The 22,283-nt window shown below is 54.9% G+C and carries 22 protein-coding genes; 14 read left to right on the plus strand and 8 right to left on the minus strand.

Annotated features, from left to right (window positions below; all coding sequences use genetic code 11):
- Positions 1 to 76: 76 nt before the first annotated feature.
- A complete protein-coding gene (locus A8O29_RS09095) occupies positions 77 to 658 on the minus strand; it encodes a fimbrial protein (protein WP_125353781.1) in 582 nt (193 codons plus the stop codon).
- 450 nt (positions 659 to 1,108) lie between these two features.
- On the opposite strand from A8O29_RS09095, the gene flhB reads away from it, so the two are divergent.
- The 6 genes from flhB to lpxA all read left to right on the plus strand — a co-directional run bounded on the left by flhB (position 1,109) and on the right by lpxA (position 8,681).
- Positions 1,109 to 2,263 (plus strand): flagellar biosynthesis protein FlhB, encoded by a 1,155-nt coding sequence (gene flhB / locus A8O29_RS09100; protein ID WP_125353782.1) that lies wholly within the window; start codon positions 1,109 to 1,111, stop codon positions 2,261 to 2,263.
- The gene (gene flhA, locus A8O29_RS09105; RefSeq protein WP_125353783.1) at positions 2,256 to 4,334 is read left to right on the plus strand and encodes a flagellar biosynthesis protein FlhA; all 2,079 of its coding nucleotides are present in this window, start codon (positions 2,256 to 2,258) and stop codon (positions 4,332 to 4,334) included. The genes flhB and flhA overlap by 8 nt, the downstream gene beginning before the upstream one ends.
- Positions 4,334 to 4,726: a flagellar protein FlhE gene (gene flhE, locus A8O29_RS09110; RefSeq protein ID WP_110512354.1), complete on the plus strand. Its 393-nt coding sequence runs from the start codon at positions 4,334 to 4,336 to the stop codon at positions 4,724 to 4,726. Before flhA ends, flhE begins: the two co-directional genes overlap by 1 nt.
- A 269-nt stretch (positions 4,727 to 4,995) precedes the next feature.
- Positions 4,996 to 6,582 (plus strand): MFS transporter, encoded by a 1,587-nt coding sequence (locus tag A8O29_RS09115; protein WP_125353784.1) that lies wholly within the window; start codon positions 4,996 to 4,998, stop codon positions 6,580 to 6,582.
- A 1-nt stretch (position 6,583) separates the two neighbouring features.
- Positions 6,584 to 7,723: a beta-galactosidase BglB gene (bglB, locus tag A8O29_RS09120; RefSeq protein ID WP_125353785.1), complete on the plus strand. Its 1,140-nt coding sequence runs from the start codon at positions 6,584 to 6,586 to the stop codon at positions 7,721 to 7,723.
- Between the two features lie 166 nt (positions 7,724 to 7,889).
- A complete protein-coding gene (lpxA, locus tag A8O29_RS09125) occupies positions 7,890 to 8,681 on the plus strand; it encodes an acyl-ACP--UDP-N-acetylglucosamine O-acyltransferase (protein WP_125353786.1) in 792 nt (263 codons plus the stop codon).
- 46 nt (positions 8,682 to 8,727) lie between these two features.
- Here the strand turns inward: lpxA and argS are convergent, their stop codons facing one another.
- On the minus strand, positions 8,728 to 10,461 hold the full coding sequence (argS, locus tag A8O29_RS09130; RefSeq protein WP_125353787.1) for an arginine--tRNA ligase: 1,734 nt from the start codon (positions 10,459 to 10,461) through the stop codon (positions 8,728 to 8,730).
- 189 nt (positions 10,462 to 10,650) lie between these two features.
- Here argS and A8O29_RS09135 point away from each other — a divergent pair, with 189 nt between their 5' ends.
- Both A8O29_RS09135 and cutC read left to right on the plus strand, forming a co-directional pair.
- Positions 10,651 to 11,223, plus strand: coding sequence for a VOC family protein (locus A8O29_RS09135; RefSeq protein ID WP_125353788.1), 573 nt, complete (start codon positions 10,651 to 10,653; stop codon positions 11,221 to 11,223).
- A 66-nt stretch (positions 11,224 to 11,289) separates the two neighbouring features.
- The gene (gene cutC, locus A8O29_RS09140; protein WP_125353789.1) at positions 11,290 to 12,033 is read left to right on the plus strand and encodes a copper homeostasis protein CutC; all 744 of its coding nucleotides are present in this window, start codon (positions 11,290 to 11,292) and stop codon (positions 12,031 to 12,033) included.
- 228 nt (positions 12,034 to 12,261) lie between these two features.
- Here the strand turns inward: cutC and cmoB are convergent, their stop codons facing one another.
- From cmoB to A8O29_RS09165, 5 genes are all read right to left on the minus strand, one after another.
- Positions 12,262 to 13,236, minus strand: a complete 975-nt coding sequence (gene cmoB / locus A8O29_RS09145; protein ID WP_125353790.1) for a tRNA 5-methoxyuridine(34)/uridine 5-oxyacetic acid(34) synthase CmoB — start codon at positions 13,234 to 13,236, stop codon at positions 12,262 to 12,264.
- Positions 13,233 to 13,976: a carboxy-S-adenosyl-L-methionine synthase CmoA gene (gene cmoA / locus A8O29_RS09150; protein WP_125353791.1), complete on the minus strand. Its 744-nt coding sequence runs from the start codon at positions 13,974 to 13,976 to the stop codon at positions 13,233 to 13,235. The genes cmoB and cmoA overlap by 4 nt, the downstream gene beginning before the upstream one ends.
- A 38-nt stretch (positions 13,977 to 14,014) precedes the next feature.
- The gene (locus A8O29_RS09155; RefSeq protein WP_110512363.1) at positions 14,015 to 14,410 is read right to left on the minus strand and encodes an MAPEG family protein; all 396 of its coding nucleotides are present in this window, start codon (positions 14,408 to 14,410) and stop codon (positions 14,015 to 14,017) included.
- A gap of 120 nt (positions 14,411 to 14,530) precedes the next feature.
- Positions 14,531 to 15,394 (minus strand): DUF72 domain-containing protein, encoded by an 864-nt coding sequence (locus A8O29_RS09160; RefSeq protein WP_125353792.1) that lies wholly within the window; start codon positions 15,392 to 15,394, stop codon positions 14,531 to 14,533.
- A complete protein-coding gene (locus tag A8O29_RS09165) occupies positions 15,391 to 15,957 on the minus strand; it encodes a hydrolase (protein WP_125353793.1) in 567 nt (188 codons plus the stop codon). The genes A8O29_RS09160 and A8O29_RS09165 overlap by 4 nt, the downstream gene beginning before the upstream one ends.
- A 245-nt stretch (positions 15,958 to 16,202) precedes the next feature.
- Between A8O29_RS09165 and aspS the strand changes: the two genes are divergently transcribed.
- From aspS to ruvC, 4 genes are all read left to right on the plus strand, one after another.
- Positions 16,203 to 17,990 (plus strand): aspartate--tRNA ligase, encoded by a 1,788-nt coding sequence (gene aspS / locus A8O29_RS09170; protein ID WP_125353794.1) that lies wholly within the window; start codon positions 16,203 to 16,205, stop codon positions 17,988 to 17,990.
- A gap of 1 nt (position 17,991) precedes the next feature.
- Complete coding sequence (gene nudB, locus A8O29_RS09175) at positions 17,992 to 18,435, plus strand: dihydroneopterin triphosphate diphosphatase (protein ID WP_110512266.1); 444 nt, start codon at positions 17,992 to 17,994, stop codon at positions 18,433 to 18,435.
- 86 nt (positions 18,436 to 18,521) lie between these two features.
- Positions 18,522 to 19,262, plus strand: coding sequence for a YebC/PmpR family DNA-binding transcriptional regulator (locus tag A8O29_RS09180; protein ID WP_125353795.1), 741 nt, complete (start codon positions 18,522 to 18,524; stop codon positions 19,260 to 19,262).
- A gap of 34 nt (positions 19,263 to 19,296) precedes the next feature.
- The gene (gene ruvC, locus A8O29_RS09185) at positions 19,297 to 19,818 is read left to right on the plus strand and encodes a crossover junction endodeoxyribonuclease RuvC (RefSeq protein ID WP_110512264.1); all 522 of its coding nucleotides are present in this window, start codon (positions 19,297 to 19,299) and stop codon (positions 19,816 to 19,818) included.
- A gap of 27 nt (positions 19,819 to 19,845) precedes the next feature.
- Here ruvC and A8O29_RS09190 read toward each other — a convergent pair whose 3' ends face one another.
- Positions 19,846 to 20,433: a YebB family permuted papain-like enzyme gene (locus tag A8O29_RS09190; protein ID WP_125353796.1), complete on the minus strand. Its 588-nt coding sequence runs from the start codon at positions 20,431 to 20,433 to the stop codon at positions 19,846 to 19,848.
- A 213-nt stretch (positions 20,434 to 20,646) separates the two neighbouring features.
- Here A8O29_RS09190 and ruvA point away from each other — a divergent pair, with 213 nt between their 5' ends.
- Positions 20,647 to 21,258, plus strand: a complete 612-nt coding sequence (gene ruvA, locus A8O29_RS09195; RefSeq protein WP_110512263.1) for a Holliday junction branch migration protein RuvA — start codon at positions 20,647 to 20,649, stop codon at positions 21,256 to 21,258.
- 8 nt (positions 21,259 to 21,266) lie between these two features.
- Positions 21,267 to 22,277 (plus strand): Holliday junction branch migration DNA helicase RuvB, encoded by a 1,011-nt coding sequence (gene ruvB / locus A8O29_RS09200; protein WP_125353797.1) that lies wholly within the window; start codon positions 21,267 to 21,269, stop codon positions 22,275 to 22,277.
- The last annotated feature ends 6 nt before the right edge of the window (positions 22,278 to 22,283 follow it).

Consider the following 22,283-nt stretch of genomic DNA (forward strand, 5'->3'; position numbering starts at 1 on the left):
GCTTAATATATTATTAAGTAAACCTGGTTTTTATGAGTAAGTCGCGGGCGGGTAAATGATTGCCGACAACAGAAAATTAACGATAAACAATATTTACTGTCATATCAGCATCAGCTGGACCTGCCGTCACAACATCGGCAAACGACTGATATCGGGCATTAAACTTTGCCTTCACTATATTGCCGGCAACGCTAGGGAGGTCAACATAGACTTGACCCTCGGCGCCATCAAACGTCAGATGCTGACTGTCTTTTCCTTCCGGTGATACGGCAATGCCGACACCCGTAGCAGCAGTGGTACCGGTGGTCGTGATGGTGCTGACATCTAACAAGGACGTTGAGTTGGTTAGGGTGGTGACGCCGGTAAACGTCAACTGGACGGCGGGCAGGCCCGTACTGGTAACAGGGCAGTCGGCGAGAGTGATTGTAAACGGTGTGAGGTCACTTTCAGCACCCGAGGCATCAAAAGCGGTGGTGATATAGGTGCCCAAAGGTACCGTACTGTCAGTCCCGTCGGTGCCTTGAATTTCACAACTTGGTTCAATTATTTCACCCGTAAAATGAATAATGCCTGCATTATTTTGTGCTGCATGGGCATTTATACCGCTCAGTGTTAGTAGTGTGGTTAATACTATTGCTGGTTTGAATATTATGTTCATGGAAATCCCTTTTGTGAAATAAATGAAATGATTCACCCATAAAATCGCGCTGATTATAGGCTAATAAAATTGCAGGAGTAAACGAGTGATTCTGCAAAAGAGGTGGTTTGTATTTTGACGTTGCCAGACATGTTAAGAAGTATGTGATTTAATGATCTGCGCGATGAATGTATTACTCATTAATTATATAATTAATAGATCTGTTTTGAGCCATGTTAAGCAGGAATCTTATATACGAAAGTCATTAATGTAACTTTTTGTTATTGTCTGGTCGAAACTTCACCGTTCAAAATATAACGTGAAGATCGACCCGGAAATAACCGCCCCGAAACAATGCGTTGTTGAGCCAGACAAACAGCCTAAAAAGCACCGAATTGAGGGGCTTTTCCACCCATTGGTCGCCCGGCGCTCTGGCATGATGGCAGCACTCACCGTACCGGGGCAGGCCACGTGGCAGACGAAAGCGATAACGACGACAAAACAGAAGCCCCCACACCCCAACGACTCGAAAAGGCGCGAGAAGACGGGCAGATCCCGCGCTCGCGCGAGCTGACCTCCTTCCTGATTTTGCTGGTTGGTGTGTGTGTGCTGTGGTTTGGTGGAGAATCGTTGGCGCGCAGGCTGGCGGGTTTGTTGTCGTCCGGGCTGCATTTTGACCACAGCATTGTTAACGATCCCAACCTTATCCTGGGCCAAATCATTTTGCTGCTCAAGCAGGCGATGCTGGCGCTGCTGCCGCTGATTGTGGGCGTGGTCGTGGTGGCGATCCTCGGCCCGGTAATGCTGGGCGGCCTGGTGTTTAGCCCCAAATCGCTGGCCTTTAAATTCGATAAACTGAATCCGTTTCCGGGCATTGCAAAGATGTTTTCTGCGCAGTCGGCCGCAGAATTGCTGAAGGCGATACTCAAATCGGTGCTGGTGGGTTGCGTCGCGGGAATATTTGTCTGGGTGCACTGGCCAGACATGATGCGCCTTATCAGCGAGTCGCCGATGACGGCGATGGGCAACGCGCTGAATCTGGTCGGATTATGCGCCTTACTGGTGGCGTTGGGCGTGATCCCGATGGTCGGGTTCGACGTCTTCTTCCAGATTTTTAGCCACATCAAAAAATTGCGCATGTCTCGCCAGGATATCCGTGACGAATTTAAACAGAGCGAAGGCGACCCGCACGTTAAGGGGCGTATACGTCAGATGCAGCGCGCGGCGGCACGGCGTCGCATGATGACGGATGTGCCGAAAGCGGACGTGATTGTGACCAACCCGACGCATTACGCGGTCGCGTTAAAATATGAAGAAAACAAAATGAGTGCGCCAAAAGTAGTGGCGAAGGGCGCGGGGTTGGTGGCGCTGCGCATTCGTGAGCTTGGCGAAGAAAACCGTATCCCGGTTTTACAGGCTCCGCCGCTGGCACGAGCGCTCTATCGCCATGCTGAAATTGGTCAACAGATCCCCGGCACGCTGTACGCCGCAGTGGCTGAAGTGCTGGCCTGGGTCTGGCAACTCAAACGCTGGCGTCTGGCGGGCGGCATGCCTCCGAAGAAACCTGATAATTTGCCGGTGCCTGAAGCACTGGATTTTTTGAATGAGAATGACACTGATGGCTAATTTAGTCGCAATGCTGCGTCTGCCCACAAGCTTCAAATCGACCCAATGGCAAGTGCTTGCCGGGCCGATCCTCATCCTGCTGATCCTGTCGATGATGGTTCTGCCGCTTCCGGCATTCATCCTCGACCTGTTGTTTACCTTCAATATTGCGCTGTCGATCATGGTGCTGCTGGTGGCGATGTTTACCCAGCGCACCCTCGAATTTGCCGCGTTCCCGACGATCTTGCTGTTTACCACGCTGTTACGCCTGGCGCTGAACGTTGCGTCGACCCGTATCATTTTGATGGACGGACATACCGGGGCCGCTGCGGCGGGGAAAGTGGTGGAGGCCTTTGGCCACTTCCTGGTCGGCGGTAACTTTGCCATCGGTATCGTGGTGTTCGTGATCCTCGTGATCATCAACTTCATGGTTATCACCAAAGGGGCTGGGCGTATTGCCGAAGTGGGCGCGCGTTTTGTGCTGGACGGGATGCCAGGCAAACAGATGGCAATCGACGCTGACCTTAACGCCGGGCTGATTGGTGAAGAAGATGCCAAACGTCGCCGCTCGGAAGTGACCCAGGAAGCGGACTTCTACGGCTCTATGGACGGCGCGAGTAAGTTTGTTCGTGGTGATGCCGTCGCCGGTATTTTGATCATGGTGATTAACGTGATCGGCGGCCTGTTGGTGGGCGTGTTGCAGCACGGTTTGTCGCTGGATAAAGCCGCAGAATCCTACACGCTGCTGACTATCGGTGACGGCCTGGTGGCGCAGATCCCGGCGCTGGTAATCTCTACCGCAGCGGGCGTGATCGTCACCCGCGTGGCCACCGATCAGGACGTCGGCGAGCAGATGGTGGGCCAGCTGTTCAGCAATCCGCGCGTCATGATGCTGAGTGCTGCGGTACTGGGCCTGCTCGGCCTGGTGCCGGGCATGCCGAACTTTGTGTTCCTGCTGTTTACCGCCGCACTGCTCGGCCTGGCCTGGTGGTTACGCGGTCGTGAACAGCAGGCGCCAGCGGAAGCGGCTCCGGTGCGCACGCAGGAAAATCCGCAGGCCGTCGAAGCGACATGGAACGACGTGCAGCTGGAAGATACGCTGGGCATGGAAGTGGGTTATCGCCTGATCCCGATGGTGGATTCTCAGCAGGACGGGGAGCTGTTGGGCCGCATCCGTTCTATTCGTAAGAAATTCGCACAGGAGATGGGTTTTCTGCCGCCGGTGGTTCACATCCGCGACAACATGGATTTACCGCCTGCGCGCTACCGTATTCTGTTAAAAGGCGTGGATATCGGCAGCGGCGATGCCTATCCGGGACGCTGGCTGGCGATTAACCCGGGCACTGCGGCAGGCACACTTCCCGGTGAGCCGACGGTCGATCCGGCGTTTGGTCTGGCCGCTATCTGGATTGAGAGCGCGCTGAAAGAGCAGGCGCAAATCCAGGGCTTTACGGTGGTGGAAGCCAGTACCGTGGTTGCCACCCATCTCAACCATCTGATTAGTCTCCACTCGGCTGAATTGTTTGGTCGTCAGGAAGCGCAGCAGCTGCTCGACAGGGTCACGCAGGAAATGCCGAAGCTGACCGAAGATCTGGTGCCGGGCGTGGTGAATCTGACCACGCTGCACAAAGTGCTGCAAAATCTGCTGGATGAGAAAGTCCCGATTCGCGATATGCGCACCATTCTTGAAACGCTGGCGGAACATGCGCCGGTGCAGACCGATCCGCATGAACTGACCAACGTGGTGCGTGTGGCGCTCGGCCGGGCTATCACGCAGCAGTGGTTCCCGGGGAACGGTGAAGTGCAGGTGATTGGCCTCGATACACCGCTGGAACGCCTGCTGCTTCAGGCATTACAAAACGGTGGCGGGCTGGAACCAGGTCTGGCTGACCGACTGTTAGCGCAGACGCAGGAAGCGCTTTCTCGTCAGGAAATGCTCGGTGCACCGCCGGTGCTGCTGGTGAATCATGCCTTGCGTCCGCTGCTGTCGCGCTTCCTGCGTCGTAATCTGCCGCAGCTGGTAGTACTGTCGAATCTAGAGCTGTCGGACAACCGTCAGATCCGTATGACCGCGACCATCGGAGGCAAATAATGCGTCATTTATTATGGCTTCTGGCGCTACCGTTGATGGCACAGGCGGCAGGTGAGGGCGCCTGGCAGGCCAGCAGCAGAGGCGTGATGCTCAGTCATCGGGGCGAATCTATGTCGTCCTCACCGCTGGTGTCATCGCAACCGGCCAGCGGGCTGGTGACGATGATCGCCTGGCGTTACACGCTGATTGGCCCTACACCCGCCGGGCTGCGGGTGCGTTTATGCTCGCAAACTCGCTGCGTTGAACTCGACGGCCAAAGCGGTAATACGTGGGGGTTACAGAATATCCCGGCGTCGGAACCGCTGCGTTTCGTCTGGGAAGTGCCGGGCGGTGGACGACTGATTCCCGCGCTCAATGTTCAGAGCAACCAGGTTATTGTCAATTACCGCTAATGCAAACCCTTTCCTTCTCAACCCTCTGACCTGTCTGCAATCTGCTGGCAGGTTCGCAATTTTGACCTCTCCTTTTGAATCAATCAAAACGTTGTTTTATAAATCAGTGAAGCACGTAGTCTGACTCTTTGTGTTTTTGCCATCTCCAACGACTAACTGGCAGAAACGAAAAGGTTTAACCGTCGGCATCACTCTACTGTAGCCGTGTAAGGGCCTTCTCTGTACCAGATGAGGCGGGCTTTCCTGATAAAAACACGGGATTTACGGCAATGAAAACACGTAAAATCGGATTAGCAAATTATCTTGCCTATGGCTCGGGAGATTTTCTCGGCGCAGGAACCACCGCGCTCACCGCCGCCTGGCTTTTATACTTCTACACCACCTTCTGCGGACTCTCTCCGATTGAAGCCACCTTTATCTTCGCTGCGGCAAGGGTGGCCGATGCTGTTGTCAGCCCACTGATGGGTTTCCTGACGGACAACTTCGGTTCAACCTGGCTGGGCAAGCGCTTTGGCCGTCGCAAATTCTTCATCATGTTGGGGATCCCGTGCGTGTTCAGCTACTCCTTTATGTGGGTTGGCGACATGGGATTCTGGTACTACCTGCTGACCTATCTGCTGTTTGATATCGTCTACACCATGATTCTGGTGCCGTACGAAACGCTGGTGCCGGAAATGACCGACGATTTCAAACAGAAGACCAAATTCTCCGGCGCGCGTATCGCCATGGCGCAGATGTCGGCGATCCTCGCTTCTTTCTTGCCCGGCGTGTTGCTGAGTCATTTCGGTAAGGACAACGCCGTTTCCTTTTTCTACGCAAGCCTGGTGTTCTCGGTCCTGTGCGCATTAATGCTGACCTTCGTTTGGTTCTTCACCTGGGAACGTCCGCGTGAAAACTGGAGCGAAGCCGCTCTGCGTGCTGAAGAAGAGAAGAAACAGCTGACACTGGCGCAGAGTCTTAATCGGCTGATAATCGAACTGAGTTCGACGCTGCGTATCAAGATATTCCGCCAGCATTTGGGCATGTACCTCGGCGGTTACATTGCACAGGACGTGTTCAACGCGGTGTTCACCTATTACGTGGTGTTCGTGCTGATGCAGGAAGCCTCATTTGCCTCAAACCTGATGGGCACGATGGCGATATTTCAGTTCATCGCGGTGATTGCGATGATGCCGCTGTGCATTCGCTTCGGACCTGCGCCGTCGTACCGGGTAGTGGTGGTGCTGTTTGGCCTGAGTTCAATTTCGTATGCGCTGCTCTACTACGCGGGCTTAAGCGATATCTGGAGTCTGATGCTTCTGTTATCTGCCGTCGCGGGACTGGGGCGTGGTGGTATCAACTATGTGCCGTGGAACACGTATACCTACATCGCCGATGTGGACGAAGTGATCACCGGGCAACGCCGGGAAGGGATTTTTGCCGGGATCATGACCCTGACGCGCAAGGCGTCTCAGGCAGGGGCGGTGATGCTGGTCGGAATTATTATGCAGATGTCCGGTTTTGTCTCCGGGCAGAAAATCCAGCCTGAAGAAGTCAGCCATACCATTCTGCTTATTCTTAGCGTCGGGACGGTTGTGGTGTTGATCTGCGGGTTCCTGGTTTCGCTGCGCTTCAAGCTCAATCTGCAAACCCATAGCATTCTGCGTGACGAGACCGCCAAAATGCGCGCATCCGGACACGCGTTTGCCGAGGCAGCGACGCCAGAGGCAAAAGCCACCGTGGAAATGCTCGCCGGTATGCCGTTCGAGACGCTGTGGGGCAACAACAATATCGGTTATCTGAATCGCAATAAGCCAGCGGCACCCCCGCTGAAGCAGGATGCACCACTGAATACGACGTATAACGGAGGTTTATGAAATGAAAGTCTGGCCTGTCAAACATAGCCCATTACTGTGTCAACCGGAGCGCTTCATCGCCCGGGACGAACTGAAAGCGTTGATCCAGAAAGTGACGCACAATCTGGTCAATATCAAGGATCAGAGTGGAGAATTCCTGCTGCGGCTGGACGACGGGCGCGTGATTGATACTAAAGGATGGGCGGGCTGGGAGTGGACGCACGGCGTGGGGCTGTACGGCATTCACCAGTATTTCCAGCAGACCGGTGATGTTCAAATGCGCGACATCATTGATGGCTGGTTTGCCGACCGCTTTGCCGAAGGGGCGACCACCAAAAATGTGAACACCATGGCGCCGTTCCTGACTCTGGCGTATCGCTACGAAGAAACGCGTAACCCGGAATATCTGCCGTGGCTCGAAAGCTGGGCGGAGTGGGCGATGCACGACATGCCGCGCACGGAACACGGCGGGATGCAGCACATCACGCTGGCGGAAGAGAACCATCAGCAGATGTGGGACGATACGCTGATGATGACCGTAATGCCGTTGGCGAAAATCGGCAAGCTGCTCGACCGCCCTGAATACGTGGAAGAGGCGATTTATCAGTTCCTGCTACACGTGCAGAACCTGATGGACCGTCAGACCGGATTGTGGTTCCACGGCTGGAATTACGAAGGCAATCATAACTTTGCTAATGCACGTTGGGCACGCGGCAATAGCTGGCTGACTATCGTAATTCCGGATTTCCTCGAGCTGGTGGACCTGCCGGAGAACAACGCCGTGCGCCGCTATCTGGTGCAGGTGCTGAACGCACAGGTTGCCGCGCTGGCAAAATGTCAGGACGACAGCGGCCTGTGGCACACGCTGCTGGATGACCCGCACTCCTATCTGGAAGCCTCGGCTACCGCCGGTTTTGCCTACGGCATTCTGAAAGCGGTACGCAAACGCTACGTTGCAGCAGATTATGCAGAAGTGGCGGAGAAAGCGATTCAGGGCATTGTGGCAAATATCTCGCCGGAAGGAGAGCTGCTGCAAACGTCGTTTGGCACTGGCATGGGCAGTAATCTGGAGTTCTACCGCCTGATACCGCTGACCTCAATGCCTTATGGCCAGGCGATGGCGATCCTCTGTTTAACGGAATATTTGCGGAAATACTTCTAAGTGAATCCGACAGGCCTGGTTGACCAGGCCTGTAAACTCCAGCTAAATCAACCCTGCCGGCAGTAATGGCATTACCGTTCAAATTTAATAATAAATAAATGACGTAAAGTGCAGCGCAATTCATTATGCTGCCGCATCGTAGTTTGCCCCCCACCAGGATCATCCCTTGTCCATTTCGCCCTTGTCCCGCATCGCCGCCAGCAGTCTGGTGGAGCCCGGGGCTGTTATCGGTGCGTACGTCAGCATTGGCCCGTTTTGTGTAATTTCTTCAGGCGTTGTGATCGGCGAAGGCACCGTTGTCGGGGCTTTTTCGGTGATTAACGGGCTGACCACGATTGGTCGCGACAATACCTTCGGCCAGTACGCTTCTATCGGTGAAAGCAATCAGGATCTCAAATACGCGAATGAACCCACGACGGTCGTTATCGGCGATCGAAATCAGATAGGCAAAAATGCCACGATTCATCGGGGGACCGTGCAAGGGCTGAGTACCACCGTTATTGGTGATGACAATCGGTTTCTCAACGGCGTGCATATCGGCCACGATTGTGTGGTGGGTAACGGGACAATGATTGGCGACAATAGCGGACTTGCCGGCCATGTTGTGCTGGATGATGGTGCTCAGGTTGGCTTTATGTGTGCCATCCATCAGTTCTGTTTGCTGGGCAGTGGCGCCAGCATCGTTGACCAGTCCGGGGTCGTTCAGGATGTGCCGCCGTTTGTGACCGCGGGCGGAAATCATGCGGTTCCGTTGGGCGTGAACGAAGCGTCCAGCGTGTTCCAGGCGTTAAACAAAGAGCAGCAGAATCTCATTCATGAGCTGTATCAGTGTGTCTACAAGCAGGCGCTGGCAATTGATGAAGTGAAAAAGATGCTAAAAATCCAGGAAAGTGATTTCCCGGTGATTGGGATTTTTGACAGGTTCTTTGCGCGTTCTGCGCGGGGAATTGTTCGTTAATGCGAGTTGAGAAGGCTCGTCACCGAGAGTGACGAGCCTTTTGTGATTACATACGCTCTACGGTTTCAATCCCAAGCATATCCAGACCCAGTTTCAGCGTCTTCGAGGTCAGCAGCGCCAGTTTCAGGCGACTGTTGCGAATCTCTTCGCTTTCGGCGCTCAGAATAGGGCAGTGCTCGTAGAAGCCGGAGAACAGGCCCGCGAGGTCGTACAGGTACGAACACATCACGTGCGGCGTGCCTTCACGTGCAACCACGTTTACGGTTTCTTCGAACTGCAGCAGACGCGCTGCCAGCTGGGCTTCGCGATCTTCATTAATCACCACCGGCGCATTGACTATAGCGTTCTCTTCCAGACCGGCTTTGCGGAACACGGACAGCACGCGGGTATATGCATATTGCATATACGGCGCGGTGTTGCCTTCAAACGCCAGCATGTTGTCCCAGTCGAATACGTAGTCGGTGGTACGGTTCTTGGAGAGATCCGCGTATTTCACCGCACCGATACCCACGGTATTGGCCAGTTTTTCCAGCTCGTCGGCAGGCATGTCCGGGTTCTTTTCTGCCACCAGACGACGGGCGCGTTCCAGCGCTTCATCCAGCAGGTCAGACAGTTTCACGGTGCCACCGGCGCGAGTTTTGAACGGCTTGCCGTCTTTACCCAGCATCATGCCGAACATATGGTGTTCCAGCGGAACCGAATCAGGCACGTAACCGGCCTTACGCACGATGGTCCACGCCTGCATCAGGTGCTGGTGTTGACGGGAGTCGATGTAATAGAGCACGCGGTCGGCGCACAGGGTTTCGAAACGGTATTTCGCGCAGGCGATATCGGTCGTGGTGTAGAGGTAGCCGCCATCCTTTTTCTGGATGATGACGCCCATCGGTTCGCCGTCCTTGTTTTTGTACTCATCAAGGAACACCACGGTTGCGCCTTCGCTCTCGGTCGCCAGACCCTGATCTTTCAGGTCTGCCACGATGCCCGGCAGCATCGGGTTGTACAGGCTTTCACCCATAACGTCGTCGCGGGTCAGGGTGACATTCAGACGGTCGTAAGTAATCTGGTTTTGTTCCATGGTGATGTCGACCAGCTTGCGCCACATCTCGAGGAAGTACGGGTCGCCGCCCTGCAGTTTCACCACGTAGCTACGTGCGCGCTCGGCGAAGGCTGCGTCTTCGTCGTAATGCTGTTTCGCCTGGCGATAGAAACCTTCGAGGTCTGCCAGCGCCATTTCACCGGTGTTTTCCTGCTGCTGTTTTTCCAGATACGCAATCAGCATCCCGAACTGGGTACCCCAGTCACCGACGTGGTTCGCGCGGATAACTTTATGGCCCAGGAATTCCTGGGTACGCACCGCGGCATCACCAATGATGGTGGAACGCAGGTGGCCGACGTGCATCTCTTTCGCCACGTTTGGCGCGGAGTAATCGATAACGATAGTTTGCGCTTCAGGCTGCGCGACGCCGAGACGGTCAGATTTCAGCGCATCGTTCACGCCCTGCGCCAGAAACGCCGGGTCGAGGAAGATATTGATAAAGCCAGGACCGGCGATTTCGACCTTATTGGCGATGCCGTCGAGGCTGAGATGAGACAGAACCTGCTCTGCGAGTTGTCGCGGCGCCATGCCCAGTTTTTTGGCAACAGCCATCACGCCGTTGGCCTGATAGTCACCAAACTGTACTTTTGCTGACTGACGAACCTGCGGTTCGCAATCGGCAGGCGCACCTGCCGCAATCAGGGCCTGACTGACTTTTTCTGAGAGAAGAGCCTGAATATTCACCGGAATACCTTACGTTTATGGCGCTGTACGTTTGCCGGAACAACGCCGAATTGGGGACAAATTAAGCCGGTCAGTATACTGCATTTGCGGCGGCCCGTCAGCCCTGGAGCGGCGCGTTAATCAGCAGTTGGTTGTACCGGGCCAACAGGGTAAATTAACGGCCTGCAAAAACCGGACTGAGGGCGAAACGTGAACTGGAAAACTATCGAAGCATTACAGGATATAGAGGCGGATCTGCCGCGTTTTACGCACGCGCTGACGGACCTTGCTGACCATCTGGGTCTGCACATTGCCCCGCTGAATGCCGATCATATTTCCCTGCGCTGCCACCAGAATGCCACCGCAGAGCGCTGGCGCAGCGGGTTAGAGCAGTGCGGCGAACTGCTGTCGGAAAACATCATTAACGGTCGTCCAATTTGCCTGTTCAAACTGCATGAACCGGTGTGCGTCGCGCACTGGCAATTCAGCGTGGTGGAGCTGCCGTGGCCGGGTGAAAAACGTTACCCGCACGAAGGCTGGGAACATATTGAAATCGTTCTGCCGGGCGACCCTGAAACGCTGAATGCCCGCGCGCTGGCGCTGCTGTCCGACGACGGATTAAGCCAGCCGGGGATATTCGTCAAAACCAGTTCGCCAAAAGGCGAGCGCGAACGTCTGCCTAACCCGACGCTGGCGGTCACTGACGGCAAGGTCACGATTAAATTTCACCCCTGGACTATCGAAGACATTGTGGCGAGCGAAGCAGGCGACGCGACAATGTGAGCTTACTCGGGATCTGCGTTTTGAGACTGTGTCATGATGACGCACCCGAACGAAAAGGAGAAGGTAATGGCTTTGTTGGAAGTGTGCTGTTACAGCATGGAGTGTGCGCGTGAGGCGCAGGAAAGAGGCGCTGACCGAATTGAACTGTGCGCCGCACCGCTGGAAGGCGGCTTAACGCCTTCAATTGGCGTACTGAAAACGACGCGCCAGCAGGTAACTATCCCGGTGCATCCGATCATTCGCCCACGCGGCGGAGATTTTTGCTACACCGACGGTGAGTTTGCCGCGATGCTGGACGATGTGCACACGGTGCGTGAACTCGGTTTTCCGGGGCTGGTAATCGGTATTCTCGATGCCCATGGTCAGGTCGATATGCCACGGATGCGTGAAATCATGGCCGCTGCCGGTCCGCTTGCCGTCACGTTTCACCGGGCGTTTGATATGTGCGTCAATCCGCAGCAGGCCTTTGATAATCTCGCAGAACTGGGTGTGGCGCGCATTCTGACATCCGGCCAACAGCAGACGGCGGAAAAAGGTCTTTCACTTCTTGGGGAACTAATTACCCGAGGTGATGTTCCAATCATTATGGCCGGAGCAGGCGTGCGAGCGAACAACCTGGCGTTGTTCCTCGATGCAGGCGTAAAAGAGCTTCACAGCTCAGCCGGACACTGGGTTCCGTCGGTGATGCAATACCGAAACCCGGGGCTGTCGATGTCGACCGACCCGACGGCAGACGAATACTCACGATACGCCGTGAATGGCGAATCGGTAGCGGAGATGAAGGCGATAGTTGACCGTTACAGCAAATAGCGTTTTTTACCGTGCATCATGTCGCCCAATGTGATGCGTATTTGTACCAGGCCCCTGCCATTAACAGGGGCCTCTTTTTTTTATCCTTCCTATTTCAGGCCGCAGCGGTGTTGGCTGCCTCGCTCACCCCGGTCACTTACTCGTGTAAGCTCCCGGGGATTCGCTGCGTTGCCGCCTTGCTGCAACCTGAAATAGTTTGGATAAACAGTGCCATTTTGACAAAGACACTTACGGCTTTTTGGCGACCAGCACTGCACGCAGCGGGGCGGGGTAGCCTTCGATAGTTTTGCTGCTGTCGTTCGGGTCGAGGAATTCGGCCAGCGATTCGGTGGTCATCCACTCGGTGCGGCGCTGTTCTTCGGTGCTGGTGACGTTCATGTCAACAATGCGTACGTCGACAAACCCGCATTTTTCCAGCCACTGCTTTAGCGCAGGCGCGGACGGGATAAAGTACACATTTCGCATTTGCGCGTAGCGGTCGCCTGGCACCAGGACGGTGTTTTCATCGCCTTCAACAACCAGTGTTTCCAGTACCAGCTCACCTTCACTGACTAACTGATCTTTCAGCTGCCACAGATGTTCCAGCGGGGAACGACGGTGATACAGCACGCCCATCGAAAACACGGTATCGAACGCGTTCAGCACTGGCATTTGCTCAATACCAAGCGGCAGCAGGTGCGCGCGCTGATCGTTGCCGAGCAGCTTACGAACCGCTTCGAACTGGCACAAGAACAGCTGCGTCGGGTCGATACCGACCGCCAGCTTCGCACCCGCGCCAATCATGCGCCACATGTGATATCCGCTGCCACAGCCGACGTCGAGAATGGTGCGCCCGGTTAAATCTGACAGGTGTGGCAGAACGCGATCCCACTTCCAGTCGGAACGCCATTCTGTGTCGATGTTCACGCCATACAGCGAAAACGGCCCTTTGCGCCATGGCATCAGGTTACGCAGCAGTTTGTCGATGCGGATCAGCGGGCCTTCGCCGAGCGGCTGTTCGCTCTCGGCGGTGACGCTGTGCAGCAGGTCGAGTTTCCATGGCTGAATTTCAGGCATGAATTCCACTGCACGAGACCACTGTTTAAACTGTCCGTGCAGCGCGTCACGCTGCCAGGCGCCAATCTGCGCGGGCAGGGTTTCAAGCCAACGAGAGAGCAGCGGATCTTTGGCGATCAGCTGATAAAAATTGCCAAACTCGATCATTCGTCAGCCCCAGCTTTCAGGGCGACCAGTGAGCCGAAGTTAAAGCACTGGAACCACAGTTCGCTATGCGCAAAGCCAGCGGCGCGCAGGCGCGCTTTATGGGCTTCGACCGAATCGGTCAGCATCACGTTTTCCAGCATGCTGCGCTTCTGGCTGATTTCCAGCTCGCTGTAACCGTTGGCACGCTTGAAGTCGTGATGCATGTTGAACAGGAGTTCGCCGACTTTCTGATCTTCAAAGCTGAATTTTTCTGACAGCACCAGCGCGCCGCCCGGATTCAAGCCTTTGTGGATTTTTTCCAGCAGCGCCTGGCGCTCCGGCGGCTCAATAAACTGCATCGTAAAGTTGAGCACCACCATCGAGGCGTTCTCAATCTTAATATCGCGAATATCGCCCTCAATAATTTCGACCGGTGTCGGCGCTTTATACGCGTCGATATGTCGACGGCAGCGTTCAACCATCGCCGGGGAGTTATCCACGCCGATAATTTTGCAGCCTTCGTGGACGATATTGCGGCGAATCGACAGTGTTGCCGCGCCGAGCGAGCAGCCGAGGTCATAAACCTGTGTGTCGGGTTGCACAAAGCGCTCTGCCAGCATGCCAATCATTGAGATGATATTGGAATAACCGGGCACCGAGCGCTGGATCATGTCGGGGAAAACTTCAGCCACCCGTTCATCAAAGGTCCAGTCACCCAGGCTTGCGATCGGGGCAGAAAAAAGCGTGTCGCGATGGGGCATAACGTGATTCCAGAAAATAAAAAACGGCATATTGTGCGCTAACGCAGGGAGAAAACCAACTCCCAAGGCAGATACCACAGGTTTGCCAGCACCATTAGCAACAGCGAACACCAGGTGGCGCTCATTGCTGAACGACGCCAGCGGAACAGTCGGTGGTGAAAACCCCAGTAATGCATCAGGCGTCCGGCGATGAGCAGCAGACCGCAGACGTGCACCATCCACGTTTCCGCCCCGTTCATCTCCATGAACAGTAACAGCAGCAGGCCAATCGGAATGTACTCCACCGCATTGCCGTGAATGCGGATAGCACTTTGCAGTTCATTGAAACCACCGTCGCCATAGGCCACGCGGTACTGCAAGCGCAGCCGAACAACATCGAAAGAAAACTTAATCAACAATAATGCACCCAGCACGGCGTACAACGCGCTAACCATACAAACTCCCTTTTATGCCCGTCATACGTCAAGTTGCACACAGGCTTGCCGCCTTCCTGCAACACGTATTATGTAGAGCATGGACCTGCAGATGACACTGACTCTGCGAGGAAGGATAACTCAAAAAAGCGAATTTTGCTGTGGGATAGCAGGCGCGGGGCCAATCTCGGGCAGGACGTCACGCAGACTGTTCCACAGCGTGTCGACCAGCTCAGGCGCCTGGGCGATGTCCGGCGTATGCAGGAAAAGGAAAGGGGTGGTGGTCTGTGACCATTTCGGCAGGGCTTTAAGCCAGACGGCAAAAAATTCACGATTCTGCGCCATGTTATCGCTGCCGATAAACCGTACCATCGGGTGACTGGCCGTGATGACGGCGTGCACCGGCACTTTCGGTTTTTTACGCTGGGCGTCAATGACCGCTTCGCTGTGCGCAATGGCGCTGTGTACCGGGCGACTGTCGAGGATTACGCGATTCACACCGCGCTCATGCAGCCCGCGATTAAACTGTAACTCCGCGTCACCCTTGTCGAAAAAGAGGGGATGACGCACTTCGACGCCGTAGGAAAACGCCTCGGGTAAACCGTCGAGAAAGTGCCACAGCGCGGGCAAATCGGCTGGCGAAAAAGTGGCGGGGAGCTGCAGCCAGTATTGACCGATGCGCTGATCCAGCGGAGCCATTCGGCTGAAAAACTCGGCGGTGAGATCGTCGCAGTGGCGAAGCGCTGCCTGATGGCTGATGGTCGACGGGAATTTAAAACAGAAACGAAAATCATCGGTGGTCTGCGCATGCCAGCGCTGAACGATTTCGGCGCGGGGCAGGGCGTACAGCGTGGTATTACCCTCCACGCAGTTAAAGTGGCGGGCATATTCTTCAAGACCGGTAATGCCAAGACGCACCCACTTGGGGTGCGACCATTGCGGCAATCCTATATAAACTCGTCGCTTTTCGCCTGCCTGCAACGCGAAATGCTTAGCGTCTGTCATAGCGCAGCGAGGATTTCCTCAGTGCTGCGAATGCGGGCGATGCGTGGGAAGATGTTGGTAAAGCTGCCCTGATGCTGTTCTGCATCTGCGGCGCTGCACGCATCTTCGGCGATAACCAGGTTGAAGCCCAGCTCCCAGGCATTACGTGCAGTGGATTCCACACCGATATTGGTGGCGATGCCGCACAGAATGATGGTGTCTACGCCACGACGACGTAGCTGAAGTTCCAGCTCGGTGCCGTAAAACGCGCCCCACTGGCGTTTGGTGACTTCAATGTCAGTGTCTTTTTTGCCGAGCGCAGTCGGGTAGGTCATCCAGTTTTCTGGCAGTGTATGCGCAGGAACCTGAGCATCGACCAGCGTGTTCACCGCGTCGCCGCCGTCAGCTGACCAGCCCACGCGAACCATGACTACTGGTGAACCTTGTTCACGACATTTGGCCGCTAACTTAGCAGATTTTGTTACCACGTCAGTGGATGTGTGCGGGCCGCCAGCATACGGGAGAATGCCTTCCTGAAGATCGATGACTACCAGTGCTGTTTTTTTTGCGTTCAGTTCCAACATATTTATCCCCGTTAAATCACATAATTAGGTGGCTAACCATACGCTGAGTTGCGCTGTATGTGCGTCACAATTTTTGTTAATTTTTGTGAGTACCCGTAATAAGCGTACAGCAAACGTGCGGCCGGTGCGCGACGGTCTTATCGTGGGCGAGAATTTCTAGTATAATAGCCCCCTTTTTTCATCCAGTTGTGACATTCAGATAAAGCTGCGACAAGTGTGCCTGCGGCTAAGTTAAGGGAACTCTCATGCGTACAGAATATTGCGGGCAGCTGCGTCAGTCCCACGTTGGGCAGCAGGTGACGCTGTGTGGTTGGGTTAACCGTCGCCGTGATCTCGGCAGCCTTATTTTCATCGATATGCGTGACCGCGAAGGTATCGTGCAGGTCTTTTTCGATCCGGATCGCGCAGAGGCCTTAAAACTGGCGTCTGAACTGCGCAATGAATTTTGCATTCAAATCACCGGGACCGTGCGTGCGCGTGACGCCAAAAACGTCAACACCGACATGCCGACCGGCGAAATCGAAGTGCTGGCGTCTGACCTGGTTATCATCAACCGTTCAGAAGCGCTGCCGCTTGACTCCAATCACGTCAACACCGAAGAAGCGCGTCTGAAGTACCGCTACCTCGACCTGCGTCGCCCTGAAATGGCGAACCGCCTGAAAACCCGTGCGAAGATCACCAGCTTCGTACGCCGCTTCATGGATGAGCACGATTTCCTCGACATCGAAACCCCGATGCTGACCAAAGCCACGCCGGAAGGTGCCCGTGACTATCTGGTTCCGAGTCGCGTGCATAAAGGCAAATTCTACGCGCTGCCACAATCTCCACAGCTGTTCAAACAGCTGCTGATGATGTCCGGTTTTGACCGCTACTATCAGATTGTTAAATGCTTCCGTGACGAAGACTTGCGCGCTGACCGTCAGCCTGAATTTACCCAGATCGACGTCGAAACCTCCTTCATGACCGCTCCACAGGTGCGCGAAGTGATGGAAGCGCTGGTTCGTCAGTTGTGGCAGGAAATCAAAGGCGTGGACCTGGGCGATTTCCCAATCATGACCTTCGCCGAAGCCGAACGTCGTTACGGTTCCGATAAGCCGGATCTGCGTAACCCGATGGAGCTGGTTGACGTTGCTGACCTTCTGAAAAGCGTTGAGTTCGCCGTGTTTGCTGGCCCGGCAAATGATGCCAAAGGCCGCGTAGCTGCCCTGCGCGTTCCTGGCGGTGCTGCCCTGAGCCGTAAGCAGATCGACGACTACGGTAACTTCATCAAAATCTACGGCGCGAAAGGCCTGGCTTACATTAAAGTCACCGAGCGTGCGAAAGGTCTGGAAGGTATCACCAGCCCGGTAGCTAAATTCCTTAACGCTGACATCGTGGAAGCCATTCTTGCCCGTACCGGTGCCCAAGACGGCGACATGATCTTCTTCGGCGCGGATAACAAGAAAGTGGTTGCCGATTCAATGGGCGCGCTACGTCTGAAGCTCGGTAAAGACCTGAGCATCACAGACGAGTCCAAATGGGCACCGCTGTGGGTTATCGACTTCCCGATGTTTGAAGACGACGGTGAAGGCGGCCTGACCGCAATGCACCACCCGTTCACTTCGGCGAAAGAGATGACCGCGGCAGAGCTGAAAGCTTCTCCAGAAGACGCCGTCGCGAACGCCTACGATATGGTCATCAACGGCTATGAAGTCGGCGGTGGTTCCGTGCGTATTCACAGCGGTGAAATGCAGCAGACCGTGTTCGGTATTCTCGGCATCAACGAACAGGAACAGCGCGAGAAATTCGGCTTCCTGCTCGACGCCCTGAAATACGGTACTCCGCCACACGCGGGCCTGGCGTTTGGTCTGGATCGTCTGACCATGCTGCTGACCGGCACCGATAACATCCGTGACGTTATCGCCTTCCCGAAAACCACCGCTGCCGCGTGCCTGATGACCGAAGCCCCAAGCTTCGCAAATCCTGCTTCGCTGACTGAGCTGGGTATTCAGGTTGTGGCGAAAGAGCCAAAAGAGTCTGCGGAGAACAAGTAATATGCCCTTCAAGCGTCCCGTCTCAGTTCTGGTCGTAATTTACGCGCAGGATACGAAACGGGTGCTGATGTTGCAGCGACGCGATGACCCTGATTTCTGGCAGTCGGTAACCGGCAGCCTGGAAGAGGGGGAAACCGCATTGCAAGCCGCCGCGCGCGAAGTAAAGGAAGAGGTCGCCATTGACGTGGCCTCAGAGCCTCTGGCCTTAATTGACTGTCAGCGCACGGTGGAATTTGAGATTTTTTCGCATTTACGTCATCGCTACGCGCCGGGTATTGAGCGCAATACGGAATCGTGGTTCTGTCTTGCGCTGCCCCATGAACGCCAGATTGAGATAAGTGAACATCTCGCCTGGCACTGGGTTGCTGCCCCTGAAGCGGCTGCGCTCACCAAGTCGTGGAGCAACCGGCAGGCGATTGAAGAATTTGTAATTAACCTTAATTAGTTTTCCCAAGCATTTGCGTTCTCAGGAAAGCGGCCAGTCCGCTCACGCTTGAGGGCGTAAAGACGACGGGAAGTGGAGAATTATTTATGGCAGGTCATAGTAAGTGGGCCAACACCAAACACCGCAAAGCGGCACAGGATGCCAAGCGCGGTAAGATCTTTACCAAAATCATCCGCGAGCTGGTCACTGCAGCGCGTCTGGGTGGCGGCGATGCGGGTTCTAACCCACGTCTGCGCGCGGCTATCGACAAAGCCCTGTCGAACAACATGACGCGTGACACCCTGAACCGCGCCATCGCGCGTGGCGTCGGTGGTGATGAAGATTCGAACATGGAAACCATCATTTATGAAGGTTACGGTCCTGGCGGCACGGCGGTGATGGTGGAATGCCTGTCCGACAACCGCAACCGTACCGTGGCTGAAGTGCGTCATGCCTTCACCAAAACCGGGGGCAACCTCGGCACCGACGGTTCCGTGGCATATCTGTTCAGCAAAAAAGGCGTGATTTCCTTCGAAGCGGGCGATGAAGATGTGATCATGGAAGCCGCTCTGGAAGCTGGTGCTGAAGACGTTGTGACCTTCGACGATGGCGCCATCGACGTCTACACCGCCTGGGAAGAAATGGGCGCGGTACGTGATGCACTGGAAGCGGCTGACCTGAAAGCGGACAACGCGGAAGTATCGATGATCCCGTCCACCAAAGCGGACATGGATGCAGAAACGGCACCGAAATTGCTGCGTCTGATCGATATGCTGGAAGACTGCGACGACGTGCAGGAAGTTTATCACAACGGTGAGATCTCTGATGAGGTTGCAGCGACTCTCTAATGAGTCTGCTTAACACCCCCTCTGGAGGCGCGTGATGTCCATTATTCTCGGCATTGACCCGGGCTCGCGCATCACCGGATACGGCGTCATTCGCCAGGTCGGACGGCAACTTTCTTACCTGGGTAGCGGATGCATCCGCACCAAGGTGGATGATTTGCCGTCGCGACTGAAGCTGATTTACGCAGGCGTATCGGAAATCATCACCCAGTTTCAGCCGGATATTTTTGCGATAGAGCAGGTATTCATGGCGAAAAACGCCGACTCGGCCCTCAAACTGGGCCAGGCGCGCGGGGTGGCGATTGTGGCGGCAGTAAACCAGGATTTGCCGGTATTTGAATACGCGGCACGTCAGGTGAAACAAACCGTGGTAGGGAACGGCGGCGCGGATAAAACGCAGGTGCAGCACATGGTGCGAACCCTGCTCAAACTGCCGGCCAACCCGCAGGCGGATGCCGCCGATGCGTTGGCGATTGCTATCACGCATTGCCACGTCAATCAGAACGCGATGCAGATAAGCGACACGCGGCTGAATCTGGCGCGCGGAAGATTACGCTAGATCTATCAAATCAACCGTAAACGTCGTTTACGGTTGATTCATCTCTTGTGGATGGCTCGCATAAACCATCGACAGCGAACAATGGTGCCACAGACTGGCGGGAGTCACCGTTTTCCGTTCCCATGGAATGGCACCTAAAAACCAAAATTTCCAGAAATTTAATTTCGCAGCAGGATTGCTATTTAATAATTCGCTGAATGTTTCGACGTTGCCAATATTTACTGATAATGCTTCTTTATAAATATCAAAAACAAATTTAGAACAAAACTGCTTCGAAGAATCATAATCAAATCCGGTATGATAAATTTTGTGTAATCTTGTGGGAACCTGTTCCAGCAATGCGTCTTTCTGGGTGGGTGATAATCCTTCCGCCAACCGCTTGATGCAATACCGCTCGCAGGCAGAACGCTTGATGAAGCGGCTGAGAGAGGTAGTTGTAGAAAGGGGAACACGGCTTTCGGCAACGACATAATCCTCACCATCATGTCCTATAATTATTCCAACATGATTGCTCCAGCATTTTGAGGCGGCAGAAATTTGTCCGAAAAGCGTCGTACCGATACAGGTAAATACGACATCACCAACCTCATATTTTTCTGGGTAATGTTTAGGCATTATTATATTCCTTTAAATAATGATAAAGATTAAAAATAATTATTAGGTATATTATTTTTTTAACCGAAAGTAGCAACAACAGAATCGTGGAAAAGCGTTAATTTGTCCGCTGTCACGAGATTTCCTCACCCCAGCAGAAATCTCGCTGGATATTTATCCAGTCTTTTTTTATGATATAGCATTCGAACTTTGTCCCCAACGCAGGAGCGTCACGTGATCGGCAGACTCAGAGGCATCATTCTGGAAAAACAACCCCCACTGGTATTACTGGAAGTGGGCGGCGTGGGCTATGAAGTGCATATGCCAATGACCTGTTTCTACGAACTGCCGGAGCAGGGCAATGAGGCCACTGTCTTCACGCAATTCGTGGTACGTGAAGACGCGCAGCTGCTGTACGGCTTCAATAATAAGCAGGAACGCACCCTGTTCCGCGAGCTTATCAAAACCAACGGCGTAGGGCCTAAGCTGGCTCTGGCTATACTTTCTGGCATGTCGGCGGCGCAGTTCGTCAATGCCGTTGAGCGTGAAGACTCCGTGGCGCTGGTGAAGCTGCCAGGCATCGGCAAAAAAACCGCCGAACGTCTGGTGGTCGAAATGAAAGACCGCTTCAAAGGCCTGCACGGCGACCTGTTTACCCCGGCGTCCGATCTGGTGCTGACCTCTCCGGCCAGCCAGGCGACCGACGACGCCGAGCAGGAAGCGGTTGCTGCGCTGGTGGCGCTGGGCTATAAACCACAGGAAGCCAGCCGGATGGTGAGCAAAATCGCCAGCCCGAATGCCAGCAGTGAAACGCTAATCCGCGACGCGCTACGCGCCGCGATGTGAGGTAACGGATGATTGAAGCTGACCGCCTGGTCTCTGCAGAAACTGTCGTACCCGAAGATGTGGTTGACCGTGCTATTCGCCCGAAGCTGCTGGAGGAATACATCGGCCAGCCGCAGGTGCGCTCGCAGATGGAAATCTTTATACAGGCGGCGAAGTTGCGCGGTGAAGCGCTCGATCATCTGCTGATTTTCGGCCCGCCAGGGCTCGGGAAAACGACGCTGGCGAATATTGTCGCCAACGAAATGGGCGTTAACCTGCGCACCACTTCCGGCCCGGTGTTGGAAAAAGCGGGTGACCTGGCGGCGATGCTGACCAACCTAGAACCGCATGACGTGCTGTTCATTGATGAAATCCACCGTTTGTCGCCGGTGGTTGAAGAAGTGCTGTATCCGGCGATGGAAGACTATCAGTTGGATATTATGATTGGCGAAGGTCCGGCCGCGCGCTCGATTAAAATCGACCTGCCGCCGTTTACGTTGATTGGCGCCACCACGCGCGCCGGTTCATTGACCTCGCCGTTACGTGACCGTTTCGGTATCGTGCAGCGCCTAGAGTTCTATCAGGTGCCTGATCTCCAGCACATTGTCGGGCGCAGCGCGCGTTACATGGGACTGGAGATGAGCGAAGAGGGCGCGCTGGAAGTGGCGCGTCGCGCACGTGGTACGCCGCGTATCGCCAACCGTCTGCTGCGCCGCGTACGCGATTTCTCCGAAGTGCGCCACGACGGCACTATTTCTGCGGATATCGCGTCACAGGCGCTGGATATGCTCAATGTCGATGCGGAAGGCTTTGATTACATGGACCGTAAGTTGCTGTTAGCGGTTATCGACAAATTCTTCGGCGGCCCGGTCGGGCTGGATAACCTGGCGGCAGCGATTGGCGAAGAGCGCGAAACCATTGAAGACGTGCTGGAGCCGTATCTGATTCAGCAGGGCTTTTTGCAGCGTACCCCGCGCGGGCGAATGGCGACGGTGCGAGCCTGGAACCATTTCGGTATCACACCGCCGGCAATGCCTTAAGCGCCA

This window comes from Scandinavium goeteborgense (assembly GCF_003935895.2).
Lineage (GTDB): Bacteria > Pseudomonadota > Gammaproteobacteria > Enterobacterales > Enterobacteriaceae > Scandinavium > Scandinavium goeteborgense.